This is a genomic window from Streptomyces sp. BI87, from assembly GCF_025957665.1.
In the GTDB taxonomy this organism is placed as follows: domain Bacteria; phylum Actinomycetota; class Actinomycetes; order Streptomycetales; family Streptomycetaceae; genus Streptomyces; species Streptomyces albidoflavus.
The window spans coordinates 4,565,647-4,585,512 of the sequence record NZ_CP110079.1 but is presented as its reverse complement, the minus strand read 5'-3'; the positions used below and the strand labels follow the sequence as shown (position 1 = coordinate 4,585,512).

Annotated in this window: 16 protein-coding genes and 2 pseudogenes; 7 read left to right on the top strand and 11 right to left on the bottom strand. The window is 71.2% G+C overall.

What is annotated here, in order from left to right; genetic code table 11:
- Nucleotides 1-48: 48 nt before the first annotated feature.
- The 4 genes and pseudogenes from OIM89_RS20495 to OIM89_RS20480 all read right to left on the bottom strand — a co-directional run bounded on the left by OIM89_RS20495 (nucleotide 49) and on the right by OIM89_RS20480 (nucleotide 6,348).
- A complete protein-coding gene (locus OIM89_RS20495) occupies nucleotides 49-3,669 on the bottom strand; it encodes a DEAD/DEAH box helicase (protein ID WP_195730986.1) in 3,621 nt (1,206 codons plus the stop codon).
- Between the two features lie 559 nt (nucleotides 3,670-4,228).
- Nucleotides 4,229-5,944 carry an AAA family ATPase gene (locus OIM89_RS20490; RefSeq protein WP_264491504.1) on the bottom strand — a complete coding sequence of 572 codons (1,716 nt, stop codon included), beginning with the start codon at nucleotides 5,942-5,944 and terminating at the stop codon, nucleotides 4,229-4,231.
- Between the two features lie 85 nt (nucleotides 5,945-6,029).
- A pseudogene (locus OIM89_RS20485) lies at nucleotides 6,030-6,224 on the bottom strand (DNA mismatch repair protein MutT); the annotation flags it as partial.
- A gap of 1 nt (nucleotide 6,225) precedes the next feature.
- On the bottom strand, nucleotides 6,226-6,348 hold the full coding sequence (locus tag OIM89_RS20480) for a hypothetical protein (protein WP_260679495.1): 123 nt from the start codon (nucleotides 6,346-6,348) through the stop codon (nucleotides 6,226-6,228).
- Here OIM89_RS20480 and OIM89_RS20475 point away from each other — a divergent pair.
- Nucleotides 6,347-6,565 (top strand): annotated as a pseudogene (locus tag OIM89_RS20475) (tyrosine-type recombinase/integrase); the annotation flags it as partial. The gene OIM89_RS20480 and the pseudogene OIM89_RS20475 sit on opposite strands and share 2 nt — an antisense overlap.
- 125 nt (nucleotides 6,566-6,690) lie before the next feature.
- Here the strand turns inward: OIM89_RS20475 and ychF are convergent.
- Complete coding sequence (ychF, locus tag OIM89_RS20470) at nucleotides 6,691-7,779, bottom strand: redox-regulated ATPase YchF (RefSeq protein ID WP_030698577.1); 1,089 nt, start codon at nucleotides 7,777-7,779, stop codon at nucleotides 6,691-6,693.
- Between the two features lie 435 nt (nucleotides 7,780-8,214).
- Here ychF and OIM89_RS20465 point away from each other — a divergent pair, with 435 nt between their 5' ends.
- Nucleotides 8,215-8,712 carry a DUF6542 domain-containing protein gene (locus OIM89_RS20465; RefSeq protein WP_030698578.1) on the top strand — a complete coding sequence of 166 codons (498 nt, stop codon included), beginning with the start codon at nucleotides 8,215-8,217 and terminating at the stop codon, nucleotides 8,710-8,712.
- 23 nt (nucleotides 8,713-8,735) lie between these two features.
- Here the strand turns inward: OIM89_RS20465 and ppgK are convergent, their stop codons facing one another.
- On the bottom strand, nucleotides 8,736-9,545 hold the full coding sequence (gene ppgK, locus OIM89_RS20460) for a polyphosphate--glucose phosphotransferase (RefSeq protein ID WP_151169419.1): 810 nt from the start codon (nucleotides 9,543-9,545) through the stop codon (nucleotides 8,736-8,738).
- Nucleotides 9,546-9,623: 78 nt separating this feature from the next.
- On the bottom strand, nucleotides 9,624-10,622 hold the full coding sequence (locus OIM89_RS20455; RefSeq protein ID WP_030698580.1) for a 4-hydroxy-3-methylbut-2-enyl diphosphate reductase: 999 nt from the start codon (nucleotides 10,620-10,622) through the stop codon (nucleotides 9,624-9,626).
- A 132-nt stretch (nucleotides 10,623-10,754) separates the two neighbouring features.
- Between OIM89_RS20455 and OIM89_RS20450 the strand changes: the two genes are divergently transcribed.
- The 4 genes from OIM89_RS20450 (at nucleotide 10,755) to OIM89_RS20435 (ending at nucleotide 14,597) form a co-directional block, all read left to right on the top strand.
- Entirely contained in the window at nucleotides 10,755-12,146 is a 1,392-nt protein-coding gene (locus OIM89_RS20450; protein ID WP_217467144.1) for an APC family permease, read from the top strand.
- Nucleotides 12,147-12,215: 69 nt separating this feature from the next.
- On the top strand, nucleotides 12,216-13,460 hold the full coding sequence (xseA, locus tag OIM89_RS20445) for an exodeoxyribonuclease VII large subunit (protein ID WP_151169417.1): 1,245 nt from the start codon (nucleotides 12,216-12,218) through the stop codon (nucleotides 13,458-13,460).
- Between the two features lie 113 nt (nucleotides 13,461-13,573).
- Complete coding sequence (locus tag OIM89_RS20440) at nucleotides 13,574-13,822, top strand: exodeoxyribonuclease VII small subunit (RefSeq protein WP_047465017.1); 249 nt, start codon at nucleotides 13,574-13,576, stop codon at nucleotides 13,820-13,822.
- Between the two features lie 184 nt (nucleotides 13,823-14,006).
- Nucleotides 14,007-14,597, top strand: coding sequence for a malonic semialdehyde reductase (locus OIM89_RS20435; protein WP_030698584.1), 591 nt, complete (start codon nucleotides 14,007-14,009; stop codon nucleotides 14,595-14,597).
- A 97-nt stretch (nucleotides 14,598-14,694) separates the two neighbouring features.
- On the opposite strand, the gene OIM89_RS20430 is transcribed toward OIM89_RS20435, so the two are convergent.
- Nucleotides 14,695-15,237 (bottom strand): DUF4245 domain-containing protein, encoded by a 543-nt coding sequence (locus tag OIM89_RS20430; protein WP_030698585.1) that lies wholly within the window; start codon nucleotides 15,235-15,237, stop codon nucleotides 14,695-14,697.
- A gap of 208 nt (nucleotides 15,238-15,445) precedes the next feature.
- Between OIM89_RS20430 and glpX the strand changes: the two genes are divergently transcribed.
- Complete coding sequence (gene glpX / locus OIM89_RS20425; protein WP_030698586.1) at nucleotides 15,446-16,477, top strand: class II fructose-bisphosphatase; 1,032 nt, start codon at nucleotides 15,446-15,448, stop codon at nucleotides 16,475-16,477.
- 101 nt (nucleotides 16,478-16,578) lie between these two features.
- On the opposite strand, the gene OIM89_RS20420 is transcribed toward glpX, so the two are convergent.
- The 3 genes from OIM89_RS20420 to OIM89_RS20410 all read right to left on the bottom strand — a co-directional run bounded on the left by OIM89_RS20420 (nucleotide 16,579) and on the right by OIM89_RS20410 (nucleotide 19,766).
- Nucleotides 16,579-16,938 (bottom strand): WhiB family transcriptional regulator, encoded by a 360-nt coding sequence (locus OIM89_RS20420; RefSeq protein ID WP_003948238.1) that lies wholly within the window; start codon nucleotides 16,936-16,938, stop codon nucleotides 16,579-16,581.
- 144 nt (nucleotides 16,939-17,082) lie between these two features.
- Entirely contained in the window at nucleotides 17,083-17,760 is a 678-nt protein-coding gene (locus tag OIM89_RS20415) for a DUF1707 domain-containing protein (RefSeq protein ID WP_047465013.1), read from the bottom strand.
- A gap of 95 nt (nucleotides 17,761-17,855) precedes the next feature.
- On the bottom strand, nucleotides 17,856-19,766 hold the full coding sequence (locus OIM89_RS20410) for a serine/threonine-protein kinase (protein WP_264491503.1): 1,911 nt from the start codon (nucleotides 19,764-19,766) through the stop codon (nucleotides 17,856-17,858).
- Between the last annotated feature and the right edge of the window lie 100 nt (nucleotides 19,767-19,866).

Sequence of the window (19,866 nt, the reverse complement as noted above, 5' to 3'; positions counted from 1 at the left end):
CGGGCACGGATATCGGGTCCTTTCATAGAGAACACGCTGCCGAGCGACTCAACGCCGGGGGGTCCACCTGTGCATCAGCTCGTGCCTTGCCAGATCCTCGAAATACCGGTGGCGCGACCATGCCTCGTGATCACCGATGACGATGAGGCGCCGACGGGCGCGGGTGACGGCGACGTTCAGGAGGTTGGGCTTCTGCGCGGCCCAGTTCCGCGACCCGACCTGCCCGGCTCCGGTCCCCAGCACCAGGATCACGATGTCCGCTTCCTTGCCCTGAGTCGTGTGCACCGTGCCGTAGCGCTTGGGGGTGAGGGACCCGCCGACGACCCGGCCGAGGCCGTGAACGACGTCCCGGAACGGGCTGACGACGAAAACGGATTCGTTCAGGCGGCGCTTGTGCTCCGCGCCGGAACCGCCCCCCACCAGCTCGCCCGTGAACAGCTCCGCTGCGCTCTCAGCCTCCTGACGGACCGCTTCCTCGATACGGGTACGGATCCGGTCGAGGGTGATCTCCAGCGCATGCCCTTCCGCCGGGTTCCACTTCTCCTCGCCCGGCAGCGCGGGGACATCCCACCACACACTGCGCTGGGCCAGCGCGAAGTCGTCCTGGTCCCGGTGGACCCCGTAGACCATCATCCCGTCGTAGGCGATCTTGTTGCTGATGTCGAACATCAGCCGGTCGCAGCGGCGGTGCACCCTCAGCGGCGAGCCGAGCCAGATGGCCTCGCCCTCCTGGTCCCTCAACCAAGTGCCGTACGGATTGAGGCGGTCGGCCAGAGTCTGGACTGACGCGGCCGCCGGAGCCCACCGACGATCCACCGAGAAGTGCCCGGCCAGACGCCGCTGGCCGGTCCACGGAAGGGGGACGACTGGTTCCAGTTGCAGCGGGTCACCGACGACGACAGCCCGGCGCACCCGCCACAGGGCGCCGACCACCGCCTGCGGGGCGGCCTGCCCGGCCTCGTCGACGAACAGCCAGCCCAGCGCCTCACTTCCCAGCCCGGCGAACATACGCCCCACCGAGGCAAAGGTCGTCGAGACCGCCGGCACCACCAGGAACAGCATCTGCCAGGCGGCCAGCACAGTCCCGGCGTCCAGGTCCCCTGGCGCCTGGCCCTTGACCACCTCCATCGCGGCCAGCAGGTTCTTCCGCATGCGCTCGGGCGCCGTGGCCAGCAGCGCGCGGTGCAGATCCAGGGCCGCTAGAAAGAGTTCGGAGCGCGCATCGGCGAACGCGGCATCCATCCAGGGCGCCGACTGCTCCCGGGACTCCATCGCCCCACGGTCGTCCGGGGCCGCCAGCCATGCGTCGCCCGGCACACGGTCCCCCCAGCGGGCCCTGGCCTCGGCCAGTCGGTCCTGCTCGGCCTCCCTCTCGCGGCGCCGTCCGGCCACTCGCTGCCCGGCCTCGGCGGCCGTGGCGACCTGCCGCTCACGTGCTTGCTCGCAGGCGGAGGCCCGGGCCTCCGCACGCAGGACCGCTCCCCATGCCTGATCCACGTCCGCCTGGGCCGAGCGCAGCACCGCCTGTTGCGCTGCCCGGGCCGACTCCAGCTCTGCGAGACGGGTGTCCGCAGCTTCCCGCTGGCTGAGCAGAGGGAGACGAGCGGCCTCCCACTGCCGCATGGGCTCGCGGGTGACCATCCTCCTGAGCAGGCCAGGCCTGGACGCGCCGTGGGCGTGGAGGGCCAACTCCGCAGCCCGGACACCCTCCTCCCCCCGACGGGTGACCGCTTCGGCGAGGTCGAGCCGCGTGCGCTCCGCGGCGACCACGGCCTGGCGCCGGGCGTGCTCCTGCCGGTGACCGACGAGCTCAGCGGCCACCCGCCGCTGTTCCTGCCGCAGGAGCGACAGCGCACCCCGGGCGCCGGACTCCCTGCTCTCCAGCTCCTCCAGGAGGGCGTCGGGACCCGCAAGCCGGTCGAGCTGCTCCGCGATCTCCTGCCGCTCCGCAGCGAGCGCACGTACGTGGTCCCGGGCCCGAGTGAAGCGGCGTACCGCCTGCTGCCAGGTCTCCCGCCCCAGCGGAGGGTCCGCGTCCGCGTCTGGGCCCGGCCACGGGGTGTCGCGGGCGGAGGCGGGCCCGTGGAAGTTCGCCTGAAGCTGCAACATTCTGTGCAGACCCAGCACCGGGTCGTCCCCGTCCGGCTTCGACCCGGCACTTCCCTTGGGCTGATCGCCCCACCAGAAGCGCTGCACGAAGTCGGAGCGGTTGCCGCGCCGGCCCAGCCGTGCCGCGATCGCGCCCCACGCGTCCTCCTCCAGCGCCAGACTGGCCGGGCCCGCGAGGTACTCGGCGCGGCCGCGCCACGCCTCGCCGATCGAACGGGCGCCGGGGATCTCCAGCGTGACGTTCTCCACCGCTCCGTTGTTGGACGAGGCGATCACGATCTCGAAGCCGGTGAGCTCCGGGATCAAGGGATGAATGGTGCGCGGGTAGGACTTCCCCGCTGTCTCCTCGGTACGCCAGGTACGCGGCTTCTTGGCGAAGGCGTCCTCCGGCCGGGCCAGCGCGGCCAGCCGTTCGGCCCGCTGGACCACCAGGGCTGCGATGAGGTCTCGCAGCATCGTCGTCTTGCCGGTCCCAGGCGGCCCGTTGACCGCGTACAGTCCGCGGCCGCCGTCCTCCCCGAGGCTCGCCATCACGCGGTTGACCGCGAACTGCTGGGAGAGCACCAGGGGTTTGTCGGAATCGGCCGGCCACCGCCCGAGCGGCATGCTCGACGGCTGTACGCTCTCCCTCACCACCTCGGGCAGGCGCCGCACGTCGAAGCGGTGCATCGCGTCCAGATCCGCCTCAGCACTCAGGTAGTCCAAGAGGGCGGTACCCGCTCCGCCAGCCGCCACGGCATCGGCGACCTGCTCCAAGTCATCGGCGTAGAAGCTGTTGAGGAAGATGTCACCGCTACTCTCGTCCGCGTGGCGGGCTACGACCTGATAGCTCTTGACCCGGATCGCGTCGGGCCGGAGAGCAACGGCAACACCGAGTTGGTCGGTCACCCACCGGGTAATGGCCGCCAGGTCGTACACGTCCAGGATCTTCACGCCCACCTCGGACGGCGGCTCTTCCGCCTCAACCTCGCGCTGCTCAGGCCCCTCCGCCGCGCCCTCGTGCTCGCCGCCCTCGTCCTCGTCCTGTCCGGCCGCCGCACCGTCGCCCTGGACGCGCTCGGCGAACCGGGCGGCGGCCGTGTCGATGAGCTCCCCGCCGGCCCCCTCGATGACCTTCGCGGCCATCGCCCCCGCGATCGGCCCCAGCCCCGCCCCGGCCACTCCGGCCGCCACCCCCAGCCCACCTTTGGCCGCGCTGACGACGAGACGGGACATCAGCCCCGCGACGGGCCCGAGCCCGGGCTCAGACGCACCGGAAACCTCCGGGGGCCGCCGCTCGACCTGTACCTTCCCGTCACCGAGGTCCAGCAGCCGCCCCAGCAACCGCTTGTTGTCCTCATCGAACCCGGTCAGCCACCGGTCGCTGTGCGGCCCCGGACTCAGGGTCTGCCCCACCGCCCAGGCGCACGAGGAGAGCGTCACGCTCTCCTTTATCAGCCGCCCGTCCTGGTTGACCGTGAAACAGAGCACGGCGCTCTCGCCACCGTTCCGCCCGTCGAGGTCCTGCTCGGAATCGGGCGCCCGGAACGCCTGCAACAAGGCGTCCCGCACTTTGTGCACGCCGAAGACCCCTGCGTATACCGTGTGCTGCCACACTCGGTTCGGACGAGCCTGAACGCGGCTGACAGCCGACCCGGCCTCCCAGGGCAACGGCTGCCCCGCTCTCACGGCGTAAAGATGCTTGCGAGGGTTGACCGACTCGACCTTCGGGGGCGAGAAGTACTCCACAGCCCGCCAGTACCGCAGAACCCGCGCCCGCTCCTCCCGTGCCCCGACCTCGGCACGGCCCCGCCCTACGCCTCCCACCCGTCCCCCCGTACTCGCGAATTCGGGGGCACGTTAGCAGAGGGGCGGGGGCAGGCCTGAGGCGAATCCGTGGCTACGGGAAGCGGGCCGCGCCATAGGGCAGGACCGCCGGAACCCCATGTCGACACCCGTCTTCGGGCCCGGCCCTCTACACATTGAACCGGAATGTCTACGGACTGATCCTGACCTGCGGCTGCGCCCCATCCAGGGCTCTGACCTGGGACTTCCCGGTTGGCACGCGTTGGCTCTCGACGGACGTTTACGGGTTTCCTGCGGACTGGCTGCGGACTGGCAGACATCCGCGATCCCCCAGTCAGCGGGACGGCGGAACGCTTTCAGTGAGTTCCTGGTACGCGTCCATGACATCACCCACGTGCAGCGTGATGACCTCGTCCTCCGACGGGACTCCAGAGCTGCCGTGCGCCTCGTAGACCCGCAGGTCCCGCACTGCGGCAGCCTTCCGAGCGAGTTCGCGCGCGAAGCGACCATTACCAAGCCGGTCGATCAGGCCATTGGTGACGACGAGGTCACATGACGTGCGCAGCGCAACCGCTGCCTCGTCGGTAAGGGCGTCGCCTTGGGCTACCAGGAACGACTCCGCGATCAGCACCAGCTCGTCAGCCGAGTAGGCAGGGAAGTCCACCCGAGTGTTGAAGCGGGAGGTGAGGCCTGGGTTGGTGGACAGGAGGTCATCGATCTCGCTCGGGTACCCGGCGAGAACCACAACCAGGCGGCGCCTGTCGTCTTCGGCTCGTTTGAGGAGCACCTGTAGGGCTTCCTTGCCGAAGGCGTCACCTCCCGAGTACCCGGTGTTGGACAGTGCGTACGCCTCGTCGATGAAGAGAACACCATCCAGGGCCTCGTCGATGATCTTCGATGTCTTGATCGCCGTCTCTCCGAGGTGCTGTCCCACGAGATCAACGCGCTGGGCCTCGACGACGTGGCCTCGGGCCAGCAAGCCAAGCCCTGCGAAGACCTTGCCTACGACGCGGGCCACCGTGGTCTTGCCCGTGCCGGGCGGCCCGGCAAATACCAAGTGCTGTGGAGCCGGTGCCGCAGCCAGGCCCTGGCCTCTTCGCACTGACGCCATCCTCAGCTGTGCCGACAGGGTCCGCACCTGGCGTTTCACCGGGGCCAGCCCGACCATCTCGTCGAGTTCGGCCATCGCCTCGTCCAGCAATGCCGAACGCTCCTCGTCGCTCAAAGTGATGCTGGAGGAGTCCTCACGTTGTTCTTGCGCAGCCCCAGCTGCCTGGGTGGGCAGGCGCGCAGCAGGCGAGGCCACCACCTTCGCCCGCTGGGCCACATCACCCAGGGTCGGGCTGTACCGGAACGCTGTCTGGAACTGCTTCAGGGCATCCTCAGCCTGGCCGAGCTGCTCATACGCACGGCCACGAAGGTAGGCAACCTCCCCGAGAAAGCCGGCGTTATCAGCCAGCGCTTGTGGGAGTGGGTTCAGCACGTTGAGCGCCTCATGGGATACGCCTTGGGCGATAAGACTGGCCGCAACACAAAGCTGCGACTCGTCCCGTAGGAAGGAGTCCCGGATTCCCTCGGCAAAGGTCAGAAGGAGTGGCCAGTCCTTCTTCGAGACGGCGTAGCGGGCGCAGACGAAGCGGGTCTCGTCGCAGTCGAGCACTGCGTGGGAGAGCATGTTCCATGCTTGATCGAGTAGGCCGTCGTCCAAGAACTTCGCCGCCCTCGCGAGCCACAGATCACGGGACGTCTCTAAACGGAAGTTCACATAGCTCCCGATCTGGAACCGGGAGGACAACGGGGTCTGTAGCTGCGTGCGCATGGCACCGAAGGACTGAGCTTGACCGTGCATGGCCTCGATCGCCTGGCCCTGGAGCTGCCCCGCGGCATGCAGTCCCAGCCAGGCGTCAGCAGCAAGAGGGTTGTGCGCGACGGCCGTGTGAAAGGACGCAGCCGCAGCGGCCTGATTACCCACCCTCAGTTGTGCAACCCCTTCGAGCCACGCTTGCTCGCAATTCTTGATCGAACGCCGTGATACGGACGGCCCCTGCACCCGGGTCTCCAGTGCTGTCGTTGGCTGATTCAGATTCGCCCGCCTTGGATAGGCGGGCTAGTTCCACCCGTCAAGTGATACCTGAGAGTTGCCACCCAAGTTGGGCGAACTTGGCGTTCTCGCTGCGTTGGAGGAGGACGACGCGGTTGGTGGCCTTGTCGTGGACGATGACCGCGGCGACCAACGGGGTCATGGATTCGCGCGCCGGCTTCAGGGCCTTCGGCTGGTCGTCGGTCTGCGGGGTCACGGTGTTCCCTTCGTCGAGCGGGTTGTTGGGCATGTTAGGCGAGGGCTTCGCGGGCGCGGCGGGTGAGATCGGCGGCGCCGGGGACGCGGCGGCGCTGGTAGACCGCGAGGGTGGAGCGGATCGAGGTGATCGCCTTGCGGGTGCGGTCGGAGGTCATGCCTTCCCGCACCGGACCCCACGCCCTCCGGCACCACTACGCCAGCCTGCTGATCAAGCACGGCGAATCCGTGAAGACGGTCTCCGAGCGCCTCGGCCATACCAACGCGGCCATGACGCTGAACATCTACACCCACCTGTGGCCCGACTCCGAGGAGCGGACCCGGGCCGCCGTCGACAAGGCGTACGCGGACCAGTCCGCCGATGCCCAGCCATAGGTCGACGAAGCGGCGTAGCCGCTCCCCAGCGTGCTGACCGAAGTCAGCACGCTGCGGACTCCGTGCGGACCGCAAAGGCCGCCCAACCCGATCCGTCGCAGGTCAGACGGCCTTCGCCGGACGTATTAGACATTGAACCGGAACTCCACCACATCCCCGTCCCGCATCACATACTCCTTGCCCTCCATGCGGGCCTTGCCCGCCGAGCGGGCCTCCGCCACCGAGCCCGTTTCCACCAGGTCGTCGAAGGAGATGACCTCGGCCTTGATGAAGCCCTTCTGGAAGTCGGTGTGGATGACTCCGGCGGCTTCGGGGGCCGTGGCGTTCTTCTTGATGGTCCAGGCCCGGGTCTCCTTGGGGCCTGCCGTGAGGTAGGTCTGGAGGCCGAGGGTGTTGAAGCCGACGTGGGCCAGGGTGGCGAGGCCGGGTTCTTCCTGGCCTACGGACTGGAGGAGTTCGAGGGCCTCGTCGTCGTCGAGTTCGGCGAGGTCGGCTTCGAGCTTGGCGTTGAGGAAGATCGCCTCGGCGGGGGCGACCAGGGCGCGCTGCTCGGCCTTGAAGGCGTCGTCGGTGAGCTCGTCCTCGTCGACGTTGAAGACGTAGAGGAAGGGCTTGGTGGTGAGGAGGTGGAGGTCGTGGAGGGGCTCGGCCTTCTCGGTGCCCTGGACGATGCCGGCGGCGAAGAGGGTCTGGCCGGTCTCCAGGATCTCCTTGGCCTCCTCGATGGCCTTGACCTTCGGCTGGACGTCCTTCTTGATCCGGGACTCCTTCGCCAGGCGCGGGAGGACCTTCTCGATGGTCTGGAGGTCGGCGAGGATCAGCTCGGTGTTGATCGTCTCGATGTCGCTCTTGGGCGAGATCTTGCCGTCGACGTGGACGACGTTCTCGTCCTTGAAGGCGCGGATGACCTGGCAGATGGCGTCGGACTCGCGGATGTTCGCGAGGAACTTGTTGCCCAGGCCCTCGCCCTCGCTGGCGCCGCGCACGATGCCGGCGATGTCGACGAAGTCGACGGTGGCCGGGAGGATCTTGGCCGAGCCGAAGATCTCGGCGAGCTTGGCCAGACGGGGGTCGGGGACGCCGACGACGCCGACGTTGGGCTCGATGGTGGCGAACGGGTAGTTGGCCGCCAGCACGTCGTTCTTGGTCAGGGCGTTGAACAGGGTCGACTTGCCGACATTCGGCAGGCCGACGATTCCGATCGTGAGCGACACGGTGGCGACTTCCCAGGGTGTGTGTGGAGTGGCGTGGTGCGAGGTGGCGTACGGCGTCTGGCGCCGGACCGGTGACCCAGTCTACGGCGGGCCGCCCGTGACCGGTCCGCCACCGGGGTGGCGGCCGGACGGGCGAAGGTGTACGCCGCAAGGGGTGAGCCGTACCCGCCAGGTGCGGGCAAGCTCGGCCGAAACGCGTGTTCCTGGTGGGGGGCGGGGCGGGGCGCCCCCTACTTTGTCCCGGTGGAGCAACCCAGCACGTCCGCCCAGCAAACCCGCCGCCCCGCACCCCTGCCCGCGCAGGGCTCCCCGGCCGACGCCCGCCCGCCCGCGGCTCCGGGCCCCCGCCGGGGGCAGGACGCGGCGCGGCCCGTACGGCCCCGGGCCGGCCGACCCGCCCGGCCCGCCGCGCGCCCCCGGGGCGTGGTGCGGCGGATGCCCCGGCCCCGGCTGACCGGGCTCGGGGCGGGGCTGTTGTCGACGGCGTCCATGGTGGTGGCCGGAGCGGTGGCGTGGCTGCTGCCCGCCGGGGCGCAGACGGTGGTCTTCGGGGTGCTGTTCCTGCCGGTCTGCGCGCTGACCGGGCTGTGGGTGCGGCCGGCCGACCTGGCGATGGGGCCGGTGGTGGTCCCGCTGGCGTACGCGGTCGGGGTGCTGCCGGTGGCCGAGGGCGGTGGCGCGGGCTTCACCGGGCAGGTGATGGGGCTGGTGACGACGCTGGCGCTGAACGCGGGATGGCTCTACGGCGGGACGCTGGTCGCCGGGGTGATCGTGACCGTGCGGAAGGTGCGGCTCATGTCGGCGGCGCGGCGCAAGGCCCGTTCCGCGCCGCGGCGGCCCGCCGCCGAGCAGGCCGCGCCCCGTACGGGCCAGGAGGCCGGACAGTCCGGGCAGTCCGGCCGGCGGGCGCCGCGCAGCCGCGTGGCGCCGTAGCCCGTCAAGGGATCAGGCGGCGGTCAGGCCAGCCCCTCCGGTTCCGCCCAGCCCTCCGTGGCCTCCTCGACGACCAGGACGGGGGCCGCGCCCGCCGCGGCGGCGGCCATGGCGGCGCCGACGATGCCGGCGTTGTTGCGGAGCTCGGCGGGGATCATCTCGGCGCGGACGCCCTCGATGAGGGGCAGGAACTTGTGGGCCTTGCGGCTGATGCCGCCGCCGATGATGAAGAGTTCCGGCGAGAAGAGCATCTCGACGTGGGTCAGGTACTTCTGGACGCGGCGGGCCCAGTGCTCCCAACTGAGGTCGTGGTCCTCCTTGGCCTTGGTGGAGGCGCGCTTCTCGGCGTCGTGGCCGTGCAGCTCCAGGTGGCCCAGCTCGGTGTTGGGGACGAGGTGGCCGTCGGTGAAGAGGGCGCTGCCGATGCCGGTGCCGAAGGTGAGCATGATGACGGTTCCGGTACGGCCCCGTCCGGCGCCCCCGTGCATTTCGGCCACCCCGGCGGCGTCGGCGTCGTTGAGGACGGTGACGGGGAGGCCGTCGAGGCGTTCGGAGAGGAGGGCGGCGGCGTCGACGCCGATCCACTCCTTGTCGACGTTGGCGGCGGTGCGGATGGTCGTCCCGCCGGTGACGACGCCGGGGAAGGTGACGCCGACCGGCCCCGTCCAGCCGAAGTGCCGGACGACCTCGCGGACGCCGTCGGCCACGCCGTCCGGGGTGGCCGGCTGCGGGGTGAGCACTTTGTGCCGTTCCTGGGCCAGGTCCCCGCGTTCCAGGTCCACTGGGGCGCCCTTGATGCCGGAACCGCCGATGTCCACGCCGAAGATCTGCATACCGTCCACGGTACGGCGAAACACGCTCCGTCACCGGGTGTCGGTCCACCGGTGCGGGCGTGCGGGGTGGTGCGGGGCTTACTCGGCGGAGCCGAGCGCTGCGGCCTCGGCGCGCAGGTCCCGGCGGAGTTCCTTGGGCAGCGAGAAGGTGATGGACTCCTCGGCCGCCTTGACCAGCTCGACGTCCTCGAAGCCCCGGGTGCTGAGCCATTCGAGTACGCCCTCGACCAGGACGTCGGGGACCGAGGCGCCGGAGGTGACGCCGACCGTGCTGACCCCCTCCAGCCACGCCTCGTCGATCTCCTCGGCGAAGTCGACCAGGTGGGCGTCGCGGGCGCCGGCGCCGAGGGCGACCTCGACCAGGCGCACGGAGTTGGAGGAGTTCTTGGAGCCGACGACGATGACGAGGTCGGCCTGGCCGCCCATCTGCTTGACGGCGATCTGGCGGTTCTGCGTGGCGTAGCAGATGTCGTCGCTCGGCGGGGAGATGAGCTTCGGGAACTTCTCCTTGAGCCGGTCGACGGTCTCCATCGTCTCGTCGACGGAGAGGGTGGTCTGGGAGAGCCAGACCACCTTGGAGTCGTCGCGGACCTCGACGTTCTCCACGTCCTCGGGGCCGTCCACCAGGGTGATGTGGTCGGGGGCCTCGCCGGAGGTGCCGATGACCTCCTCGTGGCCCTCGTGGCCGATGAGGAGGATGTCGTAGTCGTCCTGGGCGAAGCGGACGGCTTCCTTGTGGACCTTGGTGACCAGCGGGCAGGTCGCGTCGATGGTGGCGAGCCCCCGCTCGGCGGCCTCGGCGTGGACGGTCGGTGCGACGCCGTGCGCGGAGAACATCACGATCGAGCCCTCGGGGACCTCGGCGGTCTCCTCGACGAAGATCGCGCCCTTCCGCTCCAGGGTCTGGACGACGTACTTGTTGTGCACGATCTCGTGCCGGACGTAGATCGGGGAGCCGTACTGCTCCAGGGCCTTCTCGACGGCGATCACGGCACGGTCCACGCCCGCGCAGTACCCCCGGGGAGCGGCGAGCAGGACACGCTTGGCGGTGGGCGACGGGCTGGGCGTAGCAGTCATGGACCCATCGTAAGGCCGTGTCGGACGGCCCGGCGGACGCCCCGTCTGGTGAGACTGGTGCGGGTGGAGGTGGGGGTTCCGGCCCGCGTGCCCGAGGTGCGCGGGGCAGCCAGGCGAAAGGCGTGCGGCCCGATGACGAGTGCGGACGGAAGCGGACCGGGTACGACGGGCGCGTCGGCCGGGACGGAGCGGGACGGGCTGCGGCGGACGCTGGGCTTCCGCGACCTGGTGGTGTACGGCCTGCTCTTCATCGCGCCGATGGCCCCGGTCGGCGTGTACGGGGCGCTGGACGCCCGCTCGCACGGCGCGGTGGCGCTCGTCTACCTCTGCGCCACGGTCGCCATGGCGTTCACCGCGTACAGCTACGCCCAGATGGTGCGGGTCGTACCGCGCGCCGGGTCGGTCTTCGCCTACGCGCGGGCCGGGCTCGGCAAGGGGACGGGGTTCGTCGCCGGGTGGATGGCGATGCTCGACTACCTGCTGATCCCGGCGGTGGCGTACCTCTTCTCCGGCATCGCGATGAACGCGCTGGTGCCCTCGGTCCCCTCGTGGGCCTGGACGGCGCTGGCGGTGATCGTGACGACGCTGCTGAACCTGTGGGGGGTGCGGGCGGCGGCCCGGGTCGGTTTCGCGGTGCTGGCGATGGAGATCGCGGTGCTGCTGGTCTTCGTGGTGGCGGCCGCGGTGGTGCTGGTCCAGGACGGCGCGGCCCGGGACTGGCTCTCCCCGCTGACCGGCGACGGGACGCAGGGCGCCTTCTCGCTGGGCGCGGTGCTCGGAGCGGTCTCGGTGGCCGTCCTGTCGTACCTCGGGTTCGACGCCATCGCCTCGTTCGCCGAGGAGGTCACCGGGGGGTCGCGGCGGGTGGCGCGGGCCGTGCTGTTCTGCCTGGTGCTGGCGGGGACGCTCTTCGTGGTGCAGACGTACCTGGTGGCGCTGCTGGAGCCGGCCAGCTCGGCCGAGCTGGCGGACCAGCCGGAGAAGCAGGGCTCGGCCTTCTACGACGCGGTGGACGCCTCGGTGGGGACCTGGCTGCACGACCTGGTGGCGGTGAGCAAGGCGATCGGCGCGGCCTTTGCGGCGCTGGCGGGGCAGGCGGCGGCCGGGCGGCTGCTCTTCGCGATGGCCAGGGAGCGGCGGCTGCCGAAGGCGCTGTCGCGGACGGACTCCGGGGTGCCGCGGGTGGCGCTGCTGAGCGCGGCGGTGGTGACGATGGTGGCGGCGGTCTGGGCGGCCGACCAGGCGGAGGGGCTCGACCACCTGGTCTCGGTGGTGGACATCGGCGCGCTGACCGCCTTCACCCTGCTGCACGCCTCGGTCGTCGGCTGGTTCGTGGTCAAGCGGGGCGGTGAGGGCGGCCGGGTGAGCTGGTGGCGGCACCTGCTGCTGCCGGTGGTGGGCGCGGCGGTGACCCTCGCGGTGATCGTGGAGGCCTCGGGGGCGGCGCAGGTGGTGGGCCTGGTGTGGCTGGCGGTGGGGCTGGTGGTGCTCTTCGTGCAGCGGGGACGCGGGATCGAGGGGTAGGCGGGTCCTGAGCCGGGCCGCTCTGCGGTTCCGGCCGGGGTGTCGGCGGCGGCCGTTACGCTCGGGCGCATGGGTGTAGATACGTCTGCGGACGCGCCGCTGCCCGTCGGAGCCGTCTCCCGGCTGATCGGGGGGTGGATCGACCGGCTGGGCGCGGTCTGGGTCGAGGGACAGATCACGCAGCTCTCGCGGCGGCCGGGGGCGGGCGTGGTCTTCCTGACGCTCCGCGACCCGGCGCACGACATCTCGGTGGGCGTGACCTGCTACCGCAAGGTCTTCGACGCCGTCGCGGACGTGGTCACCGAGGGCGCCCGCGTGGTCGTCCACGCCAAGCCAGAGTGGTACGCGCCCCGGGGGCAGCTGTCGCTGCGGGCCGCCGAGATCCGCCCGGTCGGTGTGGGCGAGCTGCTGGTCCGGCTGGAGCAGCGGCGCAAGGCGCTGGCGGCGGAGGGGCTGTTCGCGCTGGAGCGCAAGCGGCCGCTGCCCTTCCTGCCGCAGCTGATCGGCCTGGTCTGCGGCCGCGCCTCGGCGGCCGAGCGGGACGTGCTGGAGAACGCCCGGCACCGCTGGCCCGCCGTCCGCTTCGAGGTGCGCAACGTCGCGGTGCAGGGCGTGCACGCGGTCGCCCAGGTGACCGAGGCGGTCCGGGAGCTGGACGCGCACCCGGAGGTCGACGTCATCGTGGTGGCGCGCGGCGGCGGCAGCGTAGAGGACCTGCTGCCCTTCTCCGACGAGGAGCTGATCCGCACCGTCTCGGCCGCCCGCACCCCGGTGGTCTCCGCGATCGGCCACGAGCCGGACACCCCGCTGCTGGACCTGGTGGCCGACCTGCGGGCCTCCACGCCCACGGACGCCGCCAAGAAGGTCGTCCCGGACGTCGGCGAGGAGCACGAGCGGGTACGCCAGCTCCGCGACCGGGCCCGCCGTGCCGCGCACGGCCTGGTCGACCGCGAGGAGCGGGGCCTCGCCCACGCGCTGGCCCGCCCCTCGATACAGCACCCGCACCGCATGGTCGAGGAGCGCGAGGAGCGGGTCTCGGCCCTGCTGGACCGCTCCCGGCGGACCCTGGGCCACCTCCTGGACCGCGCCGACTCCGAGCTGGCCCACACCCGCGCCCGGGTGGTGGCGCTCTCCCCGGCGGCGACGCTCCAGCGGGGGTACGCGGTCCTCCAGACGGCCGAGGGGGCCGTGGTGCGGGCGCCGGACGAGGTGGCGTACGGGTCCGAGCTGCGGGCCCGGGTCGCGGAGGGCGAGCTGGTGGTGCGCCGAGTGGACGAGGACGGGGCGGGCGGGGCGGACGCCGCCGGAGGCTGAGAGGGGCGCGGCGGGCGGAGGCGCCCCCGCGGGGACAGGGCAGGTGGCGGCGAGGCCGCCGGGACGAGACGACGGGCCGGCCGAGCGGCGGGCGAAGGAGAAGGACGCACACGATGACCACGACACCCACCCCCGGCGAGGCGGCGCTCGGCTACGAGCAGGCGCGTGACGAGCTGATCGAGGTGGTCCGCAAGCTGGAGGCGGGCGGCACCACGCTGGAGGAGTCGCTGGCGCTCTGGGAGCGCGGCGAGGAGCTGGCGAAGATCTGCCGCCGCTGGCTGGACGGTGCCCGCGCCCGCCTGGACGCGGCGCTGGCCGAGGAGGAGCAGGAGGCGGGGGACGCCGGGGGTGCCGGGGAGTAGGCCGCCGGGCCTTGATCACCAAGAGCGGGTAAAGGGCGGCACCATTACGCGCAAACGGGAGGGCGGGCAAGGACGGCGTCAGGTGAGTCGCCTCACATGTACCCCCGTTTTTGTTGAACCTTAAACGTCTTCGTCGTACGGTCGGTCACGCACGTCACCGCACCCCACGAAGAGGTTCCCCCGCATGTCTCTCGTTCTTGACCCCGCCGCCCAGGACCTGCTGTTCCGCGAGGCCCGCACCGCGAACACCTTCACCGACGAGCCGGTGACCGACGAGCAGGTCCAGGCCATCTACGACCTGGTCAAGTACGGCCCCACCGCGTTCAACCAGAGCCCGCTGCGCGTGACCCTGGTCCGCTCGGCCGAGGCCCGCGAGCGCCTGCTGCCGCACATGGCCGAGGGCAACCGCCCGAAGACCGCCACCGCGCCGCTGGTCGCCATCCTCTCCACGGACCACGAGTTCCACGAGGAGCTGCCCCGGCTCATGCCGCACGCCCCGGGCATCGCCGAGACCTTCTTCTCCGAGCGCCCGGTCCGCGAGGCCGCCGGCTCCCTGAACGCCGCCCTCCAGGCCGGTTACTTCATCGTCGGCGTCCGCGCCGCCGGCCTGGCCGCGGGCCCGATGACCGGCTTCGACTTCGCCGGCGTCCAGAAGGAGTTCCTCGACGCCGACCACACCCCGCTGATGATCGTCAACATCGGCAAGCCCGGGGAGGACGCCTGGTTCCCGCGCTCCCCGCGCCTGGAGTACGAGGACGTCGTCACGACCGTCTGATCACGGACGGTTCCGCACACGCGAAAGGCTCCGCCCCCCGGCCTCGGGGAGCGGAGCCTTTCGCGTGTGCCGTGCGTGCGTCCGGGCGCGGACGGGCTCAGGAGGCCTGGCCCGGCTCCTCGCCCTCCGGCGGGGCCGTCTCCAGGGCCGCCGCGACCTTGCTGAGCTGGCCGATCGAGGCGCTGCCGGTGACGACCGTGGTGGCGTCGCCGTCCTGGCGGACGAGGGCGTCGTACCGCTCGCCCTCGTACCGCTTCCAGGGCTCGCCCTTGATGGTCTGGGTGATCTTGGTGGCCTCCGCGTTCTGCGTGGCCTCCTTGATGAAGCGCTCCGGCTGGTCGATCGACTGCTCCACCCCGACGTACTTGCCGTCCGGCGTGTAGAAGCCGAGGTGCCAGCGCTCGTTCTCGGCGCCCTTGTAGCGCACGGTGGTCGCGCGCCAGTCGTCCGGCAGCCCGACCGGGGCCGCGACCGGGTACGAGGCCGCGCGGCGGGCGGTGCTCAGCTCCACGTCGTAGCTGATCGCCTCCGGGGGCTTCTCGGTGTCGTCGTGCGGGATGAAGACGTAGATCCCCGCGACCACGATGCCGATGGCGGCCATCGAGAGGATCATGTCCTTGACCGTCTGCTTGCCTTTCATACCTGCCACGGGACCATCGTCGCAGGTGCTCCGGACCACCCCTCCCCCACCCCGACCGACCCGCCCTGAGCAGCGGTTTCCGGACTCCACCGGTAGGAAAACCAGACGATCTGCTCATCCGTGCCCCGGTCTGCTCATATTGTCGGCCTACCGATAGAGTCGCTTCCATACCCTCATCCGGCCGTCGTCGTACAGAAAGGTGCGCCCGATGACCGAGCACCATCTGCCCGCCCCCCTCGAGGTCTCACCGGAGGCCCCCGACCGCAACCTCGCGCTGGAACTCGTGCGGGTCACCGAGGCCGCCGCCATGGCCGCCGGCCGCTGGGTCGGCCGCGGTGAGAAGAACGGCGCCGACGGCGCGGCCGTGAAGGCCATGCGCACCCTCGTCTCCACCGTCTCGATGAACGGCGTCGTCGTCATCGGCGAGGGCGAGAAGGACGAGGCCCCGATGCTCTTCAACGGGGAGCGGATCGGCGACGGGACCGGCGCGGAGTGCGACATCGCCGTCGACCCGATCGACGGCACCTCGCTCACCGCCAAGGGCCAGCCGAACGCCGTCGCGGTGCTGGCCGCCGCCGACCGCGGCACGATGTTCGACCCGTCGGCCGTCTTCTACATGGACAAGCTGGTCACCGGTCCGGCCGCCGCCGACTACGTGGACATCAACGCGCCCGTCTCGGTCAACATCCGCCGGGTCGCCAAGGCCAAGGGCGCGACGCCCGAGGACGTCACCGTGGTCATCCTGGACCGGCCGCGCCACGAGGGGATCATGCGCGAGATCCGGCAGACGGGCGCCCGGATCAAGCTCATCTCCGACGGCGACGTGGCCGGCTCGATCATGGCGGTGCGCGAGGGCAGCGGCGTCGACATGCTGCTCGGCATCGGCGGCACCCCCGAGGGCATCATCTCGGCCTGCGCCATCAAGTGCCTCGGCGGCACCATCCAGGGCAAGCTCTGGCCCAAGGACGACGAGGAGCGTGCCCGCGCCCTGGACGCCGGGCACGACCTGGACCGGGTCCTGGCCACCGACGACCTGGTCAGCGGCGAGAACGTCTTCTTCGTCGCCACCGGCATCACCGACGGCGAGCTGCTGCCGGGCGTGCGCTACAGCGCCGGCTCGGCCACCACCTCCTCGCTGGTGATGCGCTCCAAGTCGGGCACGATCCGCCGGATCGACTCCACCCACCGCCTGTCCAAGCTGCGCGCCTACAGCGCCGTGGACTTCGACCGGGCCAAGTAGCACCCGGGCAGCACCACCCGCGGACGCCGTGTGCGGCGGCGCCCGCGAGCACGACGAAGGGGCGCCCCCCGCCGGAGGGGCGCCCCTTCGCTCCGCGGGCCTCAGCCCGCGGCGGCTATCGGGCCGGAGGTGAGGTCGAGGTCGCGGCGCCTGCGGCGGGCCAGGACCACGCGGCGCTCGGCGGCGGTCAGGCCGCCCCAGACGCCGTAGGGCTCGGGCTGGAGCAGGGCGTGCTCCCGGCACTGGATCATGACGGGACACTGGGCACAGACCCGCTTGGCGGCCTCCTCGCGGGCGAGGCGGGCCGCGGTGGGCTCCTTGGACGGGGCGAAGAAGAGGCCCGCTTCATCCCTGCGGCAGACCGCGTCCGAATGCCATGGGGTGTCCTGGTCGCGCTCTCGCGCGGGCACCCGCTGGGGCGGCACGGTGGCGACCAGGGACTGATGCGGCGGATGCTGCACGGTCTACTCCTGACGACGGCTTCGCGAGCGAGCGGCGATGCCCCAAGCAATACCCGCTGTGCGCGGGCCTATGCACTGCGTTGGCGCGTACCGCCGTCAGGACGTGTCCGCCCGGTCATCGGACACGGCGACCGGGCACCGGCCTCAACTGCCCAGATGCTTACGCATCTTGTGGTGCAGGTCGCGCAGGAGCGAGCCGCGCTTCGGCTTGGCCTCGACGTTCCCGAGGACGGCCACGCCCGTGATCTGCACGACGGGGGCGCCCGGCTCGGACGACTCCAGGTGGTCGATCTCCCAGTTGCCGAGGATGCCGCTGCCGGAGCCGCGCAGGGTGACGTTCTCGGGGACCGTCACCTCCACGTTCCCGAAGACGGAGAACGCCTTGATCACGACGTGCTGGTACTCGAACAGGGCCTCGCTGAGATCGATCTCGACGTTCCCGAAGACCGCGTACGCGTGGGTGCGGCGGCCGGGGCGCCAGCGGCCCTTGCGGACGGCGCTGGAGAAGACCGCGACCAGGTTCTCGTCCGGCTCGGCCGGGGCCGTGCCCGGGCCGGGCGCGGGGGCCTGGGCGGGCCGGGCGCCCGGCAAGTCCCGGACGAGGGGCTCCAGTTCACCGAGGGTGCGGGCCGCGTAGACCCCGTCGATGCGCTCGGAGTGCTCCTCGGCGGTCAGGCGGCCCTCGGCGAGGGCGTCGCGCAGGAGGTCGGCGATGCGGTCGCGGTCGGCGTCCGAGGCACGCAGCTCGGCCTCCGCCGTGGGCGGGGCGGGGGGCGGCTGGGCCGCTTCGGATGAGCTCTGGGGCTGCTTCTGGAGGTCCACCCCGCCAGGGTACCCAGACGCGATAGATCGCGACCAGGGATGGCGTCGAAACGATTCGGCCGAACTCACGGCCTCCTGCATGGGCGGAGCCGGCGTCAGGTGCCGCACGTGGGCGGATCGGGGGCGTCCCAGGGCGGCAGGTTCAGGACGGCCAGGTGGTCCTTGTACATGCGGTCCCACTCACCGCTGGTGATGATCTGCCGCAGTGCCGTACACACCTTGCCCTTCAGCGGCTGGTCCTCGGGCCGCATGGCCACGCCGTACTCCTCCGTGCCCGCACCGCTGTCCAGCAGCCTCACCTGGCCCCGCTTCTCGTAAGCGAGTCCGGCGAGGAGGACGTCGTCGGAGGCGACCGCGTACACGTCGGCCGATTCGTCCAGCAGCTTGTTCACACACGTTTCGTAGTTGGCGGGCTGGGGCGCGTACGCCTTGTACCCGCCCTCCTTGAGGTGGCGCTCGTAGGTCGAGTGGGCCGCCGTGCACACCGGGACCTTCTTCTGCTTGATGTCGGCGGCACTGCGAAGGTCGTACCGCGTGGACTTCTCGCGGACGAGGAACGTCCGGCCCGCGCGGAAGTAGGGCCCCACGAAGTGGACTTCCTCCTCGCGTTCATCGGTGATGCTGTACGAGGCCACGATCAGATGTGCCCGCTTGTTGTCCAGCATGGTGGGCCGGTTCTCGGTGTTCACCGGGACGAACCGCACTTCGCCCTTCTCGTAGCCCAGGGCTTCGGCGATGGCGAGGGCCATGGAGATGTCGAAGCCCCGGTATTCCCCGTCCTTCTCCTCACTGAGCTGGGGCTGATCCTTCTTGACGCCGACGCGCAGGACCTCGTTGGCGCTCCGCCACTTCTCCCACCGCTTCTCCGCGGCGGTCACGGCCGGTGCTTCGCTCTCGCTCCCGGATGACCCCGACGGCTCGTCATCCGGCGAGAGGTACCAGCCTCCCCCGGCCAGCACGGCCGCCAGCACCACGGCCAGCCCCACTTTCCAGCCCCGGCGTCCGCCCGGCTTCCCCTCGGGCTCGTCCGGCACGGCCACCTCGACCGGCGCGGGCTGCTCCGGGTCCGGGGTGAAGTCCGGCAGCGCGGCCTGGGTGCGCTGTTCGGCCAGGGCGGCTGCCGGGAGGTCCGGATCGCGCAGGACCTCGTGGAGCATCGCCTCGGCCGTGGCGGCGTCCAGGCGGTCGTCCTTGTCGGGGGCGAGGAGGCCCTGGATGACGGGGGCGAGCGGGCCCGAGTAGCGGTAGGGCGGCTCCGGGCTGCTGCGGATGTTCTCCTGGACCTCCCAGACCTCGTGACCGCGGAAGGGCAGGCGCCCCTCGGCCATCTCGTACAGGGTGACCCCCAGTGCCCACAGGTCGGAGGCCGGGGTGGGGCCCGGGGAGGCGGGGGCGAAGAGTTCGGGGGCCATGTACGGGGGCGTGCCGATGGGGATGCCGAACTTGGTCACCCGGTTGGCGCCGGCGAAGGAGGCGATGCCGAAGTCGACCAGGATCGCCAGGCCCTCGTCGCGGACGAGGACGTTGCCCGGCTTCACGTCGCGGTGCAGGACCTTCGCCTGGTGGACCGCCCGGAGGCCCTGGAGGATCTGGAGGCCGATACCGGCGGCCCGGGGTACGCCCAGCACCCGTTCGCGGCGCAGCAGGTCGGCCAGCGACCGGCCTTCGAGCAGCTTCATCACGATCCAGACCTGGCTGTCGGTCTCGACCTGGTCGTGGACGGTCACCACGTTCTGGTGCTCGATCTTGGCGAGGGCCTCGGCCTCCCGCCGGGCGCGCTGCATCGCCGTCCGCCGCGTGTCGGCGGTCATGGCGGTGCGGGCCAGGAGTCCTTTGACGGCGACATGACGCCGCAGCCTGCGGTCGTACGCCTTCCAGACCTCGCCCATCGCGCCGCTGCCGATCGACTCCAGCAGCTCGTAGCGGCCCTCGATGACGGTGCGCGGGGCCTGCGGGCCCGGCGCGACCCCTTCACCGGCCCGGCCGGCTCCGCCTGCGTCACTCATACGACCCCCCTGTGCACTCCATGGTCCAGGCAAGATTAGACGCCCTGTCATGCTCCGGAGGAGTAACCAGAGGTGAGTTCCGGTGTCGTGGGCGGGACGG

Excerpts from the sequence above, each read along its gene's own strand:
- OIM89_RS20430 (WP_030698585.1), bottom strand. The coding sequence starts at position 15,237 with ATGAAAGGCAAGCAGACGGTCAAGGACATGATCCTCTCGATGGCCGCC.
- OIM89_RS20410 (WP_264491503.1), bottom strand. The coding sequence starts at position 19,766 with ATGAGTGACGCAGGCGGAGCCGGCCGGGCCGGTGAAGGGGTCGCGCCG.
- OIM89_RS20450 (WP_217467144.1), top strand. The coding sequence starts at position 10,755 with ATGACGAGTGCGGACGGAAGCGGACCGGGTACGACGGGCGCGTCGGCC.
- OIM89_RS20480 (WP_260679495.1), bottom strand. The coding sequence starts at position 6,348 with ATGACCTCCGACCGCACCCGCAAGGCGATCACCTCGATCCGCTCCACC.
- ppgK (WP_151169419.1), bottom strand. The coding sequence starts at position 9,545 with ATGCAGATCTTCGGCGTGGACATCGGCGGTTCCGGCATCAAGGGCGCC.
- OIM89_RS20435 (WP_030698584.1), top strand. The coding sequence starts at position 14,007 with ATGTCTCTCGTTCTTGACCCCGCCGCCCAGGACCTGCTGTTCCGCGAG.
- xseA (WP_151169417.1), top strand. The coding sequence starts at position 12,216 with ATGGGTGTAGATACGTCTGCGGACGCGCCGCTGCCCGTCGGAGCCGTC.
- OIM89_RS20465 (WP_030698578.1), top strand. The coding sequence starts at position 8,215 with ATGCCCCGGCCCCGGCTGACCGGGCTCGGGGCGGGGCTGTTGTCGACG.
- glpX (WP_030698586.1), top strand. The coding sequence starts at position 15,446 with ATGACCGAGCACCATCTGCCCGCCCCCCTCGAGGTCTCACCGGAGGCC.
- OIM89_RS20455 (WP_030698580.1), bottom strand. The coding sequence starts at position 10,622 with ATGACTGCTACGCCCAGCCCGTCGCCCACCGCCAAGCGTGTCCTGCTC.
- OIM89_RS20440 (WP_047465017.1), top strand. The coding sequence starts at position 13,574 with ATGACCACGACACCCACCCCCGGCGAGGCGGCGCTCGGCTACGAGCAG.